Genomic DNA, 7,876 nt, shown 5'->3' with positions numbered 1-7,876 from the left:
GCCGCCGAGGAACTCGCGAGCTCCGTCGCCGAGATCGGCCGCCAGGTCGAGGAATCCGCCCGCATGGCCCGCGAGGCCGCCGACCATGCCGGCGACACCGCCGCCAAGATGCAGACCCTCTCCGCCGCCGCCGGCGACATCGGCGCCGTCGTCGATCTCATCAGCGCCATCGCCCAGCAGACCAACCTGCTCGCCCTCAACGCCACCATCGAGGCGGCGCGGGCCGGCGATGCCGGCAAGGGGTTCGCCGTGGTCGCCGCCGAGGTCAAGAGCCTCGCCGAGCAGACCGGAAAGGCCACCCAGCAGATCGCCGGCCAGATCGCCCGCATCCAGGCCTCCACCGGCGAATCCGTCGACGCCATGGCCGCCATCAACCGCCGCATCGACGACATCAACGGCGTCACCACGCTGATCGCCGCCGCCGTCGAGCAGCAGATGGCCACCACCGCCGAGATCGCCGGCAACGTCCAGCAGGCCGCCCTCGGCACCCGACAGGTCACCCACAACATCGAGGGCGTCGCCACCGCCGCCGACGAATCCGGTGCCGCCGCCGCCGAAGTCCTCGCCTCCGCGGGCGAACTCTCCAAACAGTCCGAGCGCCTCTCCCACGAGGTCGCGACCTTCCTCTCCACAATCAGAGCCGCATGAGCGGGGGCGACGAGGACCTGAAACGAAAAGGCCCCGCGATGTCGCCATCGCGGGGCCTTTCGATCGTGCCTTGGCACGCAGTGCCGGTGCGCGGTCCCGGAGACCGGCCGCGGCTGTGCAGGCTCAGGCCCGATGCGCCTCGGCGGCGAGCACGCTCTCGATCGCCTCGCCTTTCGGCCGGTCGTCGCGCGGGATCTCGCCGGTGACGCGATAGAGCACGTATTCGGCGATGTTGGTGGTGTGGTCGCCGATGCGTTCCACGCTCTTGGCAACGTGCAGCAGGTGCACGCAGCTCGAGATATTGCGCGGGTCTTCCATCATGTAGGTGAGGATCTGACGGAAGCAGGCGGTGTAGTGGGTGTCGAGCGCGGCGTCGGCGTTGCGGACGGACGTCGCCTTCGCCGCATCGTTCTCGACATAGGCGTCGAGCACCGTCTTCAGCTGATTGCGGGCGAAGTTCGCCATGTCGCTGATGGCCGCCCGGGCCGAACGCACCACGCGGTCGTCGCCGAGCAGCACGGCGCGCTTGGCGATCGTCTTGCCGAGGTCGCCGATGCGCTCCAGTTCGCTCGCGATCTTCACCGCGGAGAACAGGTCGCGGAGGTCGGTCGCGACCGGCTGGCGGCGGGCGATCACCAGGATCGCCTCGTCCTCGATCGCCGCCTCCAGGCGGTCGATATCGGCATCCTCGGCGATCAGCGACGCGGCGCGGTCGGTCGCCCCGGAGAGCAGGGCGTCGACGGAGGCGGAGAACAGCCATTCGACGCGACCGCCCATCTGGATGATCTTGCTGATCACCGTCTGGAGCTCGTCGTCGAACGCCTTTACGACATGAGTGCTGGGCATCGGGGTCAGTCCCTTCAGGTCGCGGGCGTCAGCCGAAGCGGCCGGTGATGTATTCCTCGGTCTTCTTGTGCGTCGGCGCCGTGAAGATCTTGTCGGTCAGATTGAACTCGATCAGTTCACCGAGATACATGAAGGCGGTGTATTTCGAGACGCGCGCGGCCTGCTGCATGTTGTGCGTCACGATCGCGATGGTGTAGTCGACCTTCAGTTCGTCGATCAGTTCCTCGATCTTGCCGGTGGAGATCGGGTCGAGCGCCGAGCACGGCTCGTCGAACAGGATCACCTCGGGCTTCACCGCGACCGAGCGGGCAATGCAGAGGCGCTGCTGCTGGCCGCCGGAAAGGCCCATGCCGCTCTTGTGCAGCTTGTCCTTCACCTCGTCCCACAGCGCCGCCTTGCGCAGCGCATATTCGATGCGGCCTTCGAGCTCCGACTGGGGCAGGCGCTCGTAGAGACGGATGCCGAACGCGATGTTGTCCCAGATCGTCATCGGGAACGGCGTCGGCTTCTGGAACACCATGCCGATCTTGGCGCGCAGGAGGTTCAGGTCCTGGCGTGGGTCGAGCACGTTCTCCCCGTCCAGCAGCACCTCGCCCTCGGCGTGCTGCTTCGGGTAGAGTTCGTAGATGCGGTTCAGGATGCGCAGCAGCGTGGACTTGCCGCAGCCCGACGGGCCGATGAAGGCCGTGACCGTGCGGTCGTAGAGCGGCAGGTTGATGCTCTTCAGGGCCTTGGTCTCGCCGTAGAAGAACGACAGGTTGCGGATCGAGACCTTTTCGCGCTGCCCCGCAGCGGTAGTGGCGTCGATCGCGGCGATGTTGGTCGGTCGATCGTTCATCGGTCGGTCCTGGAATTGGTCAGCGAACGGGCCAGAATGCTGAGCGCGAGCACTGCGAAGGTGATGATGAGGGCACCGGTCCAAGCGAGGCGCTGCCAGTCCTCATAGGGACTGAGAGCGAACTGGAAGATGACTTGCGGCAGGCTGGCCATCGGCGCGTTCAGGTCGGTCGACCAGAACTGGTTGCCGAGGGCGGTGAACAGCAGCGGCGCCGTTTCGCCGGAGATGCGCGCGACGGCGAGCAGGACGCCGGTGACGATGCCGGCCTTCGCCGCCTTGTAGGCCACCTTGGAGATGACGAACCACTGCGGCGCGCCGAGCGCGGAGGCCGCCTCGCGCAGCTGGTTCGGCACCAGGATGAGCATGTTCTCGGTGGTGCGCACCACGACCGGGACCACGATCACCGCGAGCGCCATGGAACCGGCGATCGCGGAGAAGTGGCCCATCGGCGCGACCATGATCTCGTAGATGAACAGGCCGATCACGATGGAGGGCGCCGACAGCAGGATGTCGTTGATGAAGCGCACCACCGTCGCCAGCCGCGAGTGCCGGCCGTATTCGGCGAGATAGGTGCCGGCCAGAATGCCGATCGGCGTCCCGACGATGACGGCGATCACCGACATCACCAGGCTGCCGACGATGGCATTGAGCAGGCCGCCTTCGCTGCCGGGCGGCGGCGTCATCTCGGTGAACACCGAAAGGCCGAGGCCGCTGAAGCCTTCGATCAGGAGACCGGCGAGGATCATCACCAGCCAGACGAGGCCGATGCCGGCCGCGGCAGCCGAGAGACTCATGAAGATCGCGTTGCGGAGCTTTCTGCGGGCATACATGGGGGCGCCCTCCTCAGCCGAGCCGCTTCTCGATCCGCAGCAGCATGTAGCGGGCCGCGGCGAGGACGATCAGCGTGATCACGAACAGGATGAGACCGAGGGCGAGCAGCGAGGCGGTGTAGAGTTCGCCGTCCGCTTCGGTGAATTCGTTGGCGATGGTCGCCGAGATGGTCGTGCCCGGCGCCAGGATCGAGGCCGAGATGCGGTGGGCGTTGCCGATGACGAAGGTCACGGCCATGGTCTCGCCGAGGGCACGGCCGAGCGCCAGCATCACGCCGCCGATCACGCCGACGCGGGTGAAGGGCAGCACCACCTTCATGATCACTTCCCAGGTCGTGCAGCCGAGGCCGTAGGCCGATTCCTTGAGCATCGGCGGCACGGTCTCGAACACGTCGCGGGTGATCGAGGAGATGAAGGGCAGCACCATGATCGCCAGGATCAGCGAGGCGGTGAAGACACCGATGCCGTAGGGCGGGCCGGCGAACAGGTCGCGCAGCAGCGGCACGTCGGCGAACGTCGCGATCAGCGCCGGCTGGACCCAGTGCTGCATGAACGGCGCGAACACGAACAGACCCCAGATGCCGTAGATGATCGAGGGGATGCCGGCGAGAAGCTCGATGGCGATCGCGATCGGCCGGCGCAGCGGCCGCGGGCAGATCTCGGTGAGGAAGATGGCGATGCCGATGCCCACCGGAACCGCGATGAGCATCGCGATGGCGGAGGTGACGAGCGTGCCGTAGATCGGGCCGAGCGCACCGAACTGCTCCGAAACCGGGTTCCAGACCTCCGTCGTGACGAAGGAGGCACCGAAGGCCTTCCACGCCGGCCAGGAGCCGAGCACGAGCGCGACGAGCACGCCGCCCATCACCGCGAGCACGAGAACCGCCGCAGCCAGCGTCAGCGCGCGGAAGGTGGCGTCCGTCGTCGCAAACCGCTTGAGCGTACCTGTGGTCGGGCCGGAACCCGCGTGATTGAGGACAGTCATTTCAGCCATGTCGCGCTCAATTTCATCTCGCTCGACTGTGCACCGGCGGGCCGCCGAACGGGAGCCGGCCGAGGTGGAGAAGTCACGTCGCCTTTGGGCCGGCGCACTGCTCCGGACACCGAAACCGCCGCCGGACGAAAGGTCCGGCGGCGGAAGCGTCAGGGAGCAACCGGGACGAGTGGCGGCGTGTCAGGCACTTCGCGGTGCCCGGCCAACGAGACCGGAAGGTCCATGGCCGGAAGCCGCATCCCGGGCCCTCCCGGTCTTACTTCGTGTAGACCGGCTTGCCGTCGGCCTGGATCTGCGACCAGGAGGCCTCGACCAGCGAGACCAGGCTGTCCGGCAGCGGCACATAGGCGAGGTCGGCAGCCATCGTGTCGCCGTCCTTGTAGGCCCACGAGAAGAACTTCAGGGCTTCGGCGACGGCCGCCGGGTCCTTCGGGTTCTTGTGGACGAGGATGAAGGTGGCGGCGGAGATCGGCCAAGTGGTGTCGCCCGGCTCGTTGGTGAGGATGACGTAGAAGTCCTTCACCGAATTCCAGTCGACGTTGGCAGCCGCATCCTGGAACGCCTTGGCGGTCGGCTCGACGGTCTTGCCGGCGGCGTTGATCAGGCTGGCGTAGGTGATGTTGTTCTGCTTGGCGTAGGCGTACTCGACATAGCCGATCGAACCGGCGGTCTGGGTCACGTTGGCGGCGACGCCTTCGTTACCCTTGGCGCCGATGCCCACCGGCCACTGCAGCGAGGTATTGGCGCCGACGCCGCTCTTCCACGAGTCGCTGACCTGGGAGAGGTAGCTCGAGAACACGAACGTGGTGCCCGATCCGTCCGAACGGTGCACGATCGCGATGGCGGTCGAGGGCAGCGTGACGTTCGGGTTCAGCTTGGCGATCGCCGGGTCGTTCCACGCGGAGATGTTGCCCTGGAAGATGTCGGCCAGGGTCTTGCCGTCGAGCACGAGCTCGCCCGGCTTGATACCCGGCAGGTTGACGATCGGAACCACGCCGCCGATCACGGTCGGGAACTGGACGAGGCCGGCTTCCTGCAGGTCTTCCGGCTTCAGCGGCATGTCGGAGGCACCGAACGTCACGGTGCCGGCCTTGATCTGCTTGATGCCGCCGCCGGAGCCGATCGACTGATAGTTCAGGCCGTTGCCGGTGGCGTTCTTGTAGGCTTCGGCCCACTTGGCATAGATCGGATAGGGGAAGGTCGCGCCGGCGCCAGAAATGTCGGCCGCGTCGGCGACGCCGTAGACCGCAAGGGCAGCGGCCATCACGGTGCCGGCGATCATGCCGCCGAGGCGGGTTCTGGTGAAGAAGGTCATCTCAACCTCATGTCGATTGCGATCCTGACGGATCCGGGGAGGACAGTCCGCGCGGCCGGAGACATGGAACGTTGGCATACGCAGCTTCTCGAACCCGCCTTTAGGCCCGTTCCATGACAGTGCAATGAACCTCGGCCCCGATCGCCACGCCGGTTGCCAAGTCGATTGCCAAGTCGGTCGCCACGCGATGCCCATACCGGACGCGGGCGGATTTCTGCGCTATAGTGCGGCGCTCGATCCCGCGGGGGCGTTGCGCCGGTGCACGCGATTGTGACGGCCCCGGTTCATGACGGTCCATTCATGACACATCCCGGTCTGGCGCTGCGCCGCATGCGGGCGCTGCGCGGCATGAAGCAATCCCACCTCGCCGAGGTCCTCGGCGTGACCCAGGCGACGGTGTCGCGCTGGGAGCGGGGGATCGGCGGACCGGAAGGCGCGCAGGCCGAAGCGCTGGAACGGATGCTCGCCGCACCGACCGCGCCGGGCAGCGACGCCGCCCTCAAGCGCCTCGTGACGCGTTCGCCGGACCCGGTGCATCTCGTCTGCGACCTGACCCATCGCCTGCTCGCCGCCTCCCCCGCCCGCACGGCCGAATGGCTGGCTCCGGCCGAGGATTTCATCGGCGAGCGGCTGTTCCGCTTCGCATCCGACGAGATCCGCGCCTGGGAGGCGCGCCTGCCGGATCTCGGCTGGTACGACCTCGCCGCGCCGCGCGTGGTGTTCCATACCGGCGCCAACCGCGATCCCGAGTTGCGCATCCTGCCGGGCTGGATGGCCTGGGAGCGTATCCGGCTCGAAGACGGCAGCCTCGCCCGCCTCGTCAGCCCGGCCGATCCCCGTCCGGGTGCGGACGCCCACGACGGGGACAGCGCCCGTGAGGCCTGCATATTTTAGTCGTGGGCGCACCCGGCCAGACGCTGTAAGCCTCGCGCCATCAGCGCAGCGCGGGTTGAGGCGATGGACGGCCGGCACGAACGGGACGAAGGCGACGCCGCCGCTCGTCCAGACTTGAACGGGCGGGAAAGCACAGGAAGCCACCGCGCGGGCGCGGCAGGCCAGACGCCTGCGTTCAAGGACGCCCGGACAGGCGGCGTCGCCGCAGTTGCTATGGCCGCGGATGCTGTACCATGGGGCCGTATCGTCTTCGTCTATGCCATCGGCGTGCTGGCAGCGGCGACGCTCGGCCGCTTCGCCGGGCTCATTCCCCTGCTGCAGCGCGATCTCGGACTTTCGCTCACGGTCGCGGCGGGACTGACATCCCTGATCGAAGTCTCCGGCGCGCTGTTCGGCTTCGTCGCCGGGATGGCGGTCGGCCGGGTCGGCGCCCGCATCAGCCTCGTCGTCGGTGCAACGGTGCTGGCGGTCGCGGGCATCGGCGAGGCCGTGGCTCCGAGCGCGGCCGTCCTGGTCGTCTGGCGGGCGGCGGAAAGCCTCGGCTATCTCGCGATCACCGTCGCGGCGCCGACCCTGATCGTCCATCTCGCCGGCCGGCAGGGCCGCGACGCGGCGATGGCGCTCTGGAGCACCTTCGTGCCGGTCGGTCTTGCAATCGGCACCGCGATCGCCGCGCCGGTCGCGGAGCTTTTGAGCTGGCGCGCCGTGCCGGCGATGGGCGGCATCGCCGCCGCGCTGTTGGCGGCCGCGGCCTGGTTACGGCTGCCGCGGGCCGCTGCGGGCGCTGCTCCGGCAGGCGGGCTAGAGCGTAACCCGTTCAGATCGAACCGGCCTGAGCGACAGGGACTTGCTCAAGATTTTGAATCTAAAGCGATTTCTGGTCGCTTGGAGGATTCCGTCCGATCGGGAAGCGCTCTGACCGCTGCGCCGGGCGGGCGTGATCGGCCCGACGCACGCATGTGGCTGGTCGCCCTCGGTTTCGGGCTCTATGCAATGACGAGCGTCGGCATCCTCGCGCTCACGCCGACCTTCCTGGTCGATCGCTTCGGGCTCGCGCCGACTGCCGCCGGCCTGATCGCCGGCCTCGCCTCGCTCGCGAACATCCTCGGCAGCATCGCCGCCGCGCGCGCCGCCGCTCTTGGCGTGCGGCCACGCACCGTCGCCCTCGCGGGTCTCGGAATTCCCGTGCTGATCATGCCGGTTCCCTTCGTGATGGCGGTGGACTGGGTCGTCGCCTCGGCGGCCATCGTCGCGATCAACGCCGTCGGCGGCATGGTGGCGGCGGTGCTGTTCGCGCGCGTCGCCACCTTCGCCCGGACGCCGCGTGCCGTCGCCATGGGCAACGGCCTCGTCGCCCAGTTCGGCGCCTCCGGGTCCATGATCGGCCCCCCACTGATCGCAGCCTGCGTCAGCGCCGCCGGCTGGCCGGTCGCGGCCGTGCTCGGCATCGCGCTCAGCGCCTTCGCCAGCGCCGCCATCGCCATTGCGGAATCGCGGCGGCGCTGACCGCC

8 protein-coding genes are annotated in these 7,876 nt (G+C 68.1%); 3 read left to right on the top strand and 5 right to left on the bottom strand.

All coding sequences use genetic code 11. The features are described from left to right. On the top strand, positions 1-648 hold a 648-nt coding region (locus BUF17_RS10330; RefSeq protein WP_244530833.1), incomplete at its 5' end, for a methyl-accepting chemotaxis protein. Positions 649-771: 123 nt separating this feature from the next. On the opposite strand, the gene phoU is transcribed toward BUF17_RS10330, so the two are convergent. From phoU to pstS, 5 genes are all read right to left on the bottom strand, one after another. Continuing rightward, the gene (gene phoU / locus BUF17_RS10325) at positions 772-1,494 is read right to left on the bottom strand and encodes a phosphate signaling complex protein PhoU (RefSeq protein ID WP_073628164.1); all 723 of its coding nucleotides are present in this window, start codon (positions 1,492-1,494) and stop codon (positions 772-774) included. Positions 1,495-1,522: 28 nt separating this feature from the next. Continuing rightward, positions 1,523-2,332 (bottom strand): phosphate ABC transporter ATP-binding protein PstB, encoded by an 810-nt coding sequence (gene pstB, locus BUF17_RS10320; RefSeq protein ID WP_084564394.1) that lies wholly within the window; start codon positions 2,330-2,332, stop codon positions 1,523-1,525. Next, positions 2,329-3,162: a phosphate ABC transporter permease PstA gene (gene pstA / locus BUF17_RS10315; protein ID WP_073628162.1), complete on the bottom strand. Its 834-nt coding sequence runs from the start codon at positions 3,160-3,162 to the stop codon at positions 2,329-2,331. The genes pstB and pstA overlap by 4 nt, the downstream gene beginning before the upstream one ends. Before the next feature lie 13 nt (positions 3,163-3,175). After that, positions 3,176-4,156, bottom strand: coding sequence for a phosphate ABC transporter permease subunit PstC (gene pstC / locus BUF17_RS10310; protein WP_073628160.1), 981 nt, complete (start codon positions 4,154-4,156; stop codon positions 3,176-3,178). 256 nt (positions 4,157-4,412) lie between these two features. Then, on the bottom strand, positions 4,413-5,471 hold the full coding sequence (pstS, locus tag BUF17_RS10305) for a phosphate ABC transporter substrate-binding protein PstS (protein ID WP_084564390.1): 1,059 nt from the start codon (positions 5,469-5,471) through the stop codon (positions 4,413-4,415). A gap of 300 nt (positions 5,472-5,771) precedes the next feature. On the opposite strand from pstS, the gene BUF17_RS10300 reads away from it, so the two are divergent. Next, positions 5,772-6,365, top strand: a complete 594-nt coding sequence (locus BUF17_RS10300; RefSeq protein ID WP_073628158.1) for a helix-turn-helix domain-containing protein — start codon at positions 5,772-5,774, stop codon at positions 6,363-6,365. A gap of 213 nt (positions 6,366-6,578) precedes the next feature. Beyond that, positions 6,579-7,871 (top strand): MFS transporter, encoded by a 1,293-nt coding sequence (locus BUF17_RS10295; protein ID WP_073628156.1) that lies wholly within the window; start codon positions 6,579-6,581, stop codon positions 7,869-7,871. Positions 7,872-7,876: the final 5 nt, after the last annotated feature.

The organism is Pseudoxanthobacter soli DSM 19599 (assembly GCF_900148505.1).
Taxonomy (GTDB): Bacteria; Pseudomonadota; Alphaproteobacteria; order Rhizobiales; family Segnochrobactraceae; genus Pseudoxanthobacter; species Pseudoxanthobacter soli.
This window is presented reverse-complemented; position numbering and strand designations above follow the sequence as displayed.

Bases quoted from the DNA above. Each gene is read 5' to 3' on its own strand.
- phoU (WP_073628164.1), bottom strand. From the start codon at position 1,494: ATGCCCAGCACTCATGTCGTAAAGGCGTTCGACGACGAGCTCCAGACG.
- pstB (WP_084564394.1), bottom strand. From the start codon at position 2,332: ATGAACGATCGACCGACCAACATCGCCGCGATCGACGCCACTACCGCT.
- pstA (WP_073628162.1), bottom strand. From the start codon at position 3,162: ATGTATGCCCGCAGAAAGCTCCGCAACGCGATCTTCATGAGTCTCTCG.
- pstC (WP_073628160.1), bottom strand. From the start codon at position 4,156: ATGGCTGAAATGACTGTCCTCAATCACGCGGGTTCCGGCCCGACCACA.
- pstS (WP_084564390.1), bottom strand. From the start codon at position 5,471: ATGACCTTCTTCACCAGAACCCGCCTCGGCGGCATGATCGCCGGCACC.
- BUF17_RS10300 (WP_073628158.1), top strand. From the start codon at position 5,772: ATGACACATCCCGGTCTGGCGCTGCGCCGCATGCGGGCGCTGCGCGGC.
- BUF17_RS10295 (WP_073628156.1), top strand. From the start codon at position 6,579: ATGGCCGCGGATGCTGTACCATGGGGCCGTATCGTCTTCGTCTATGCC.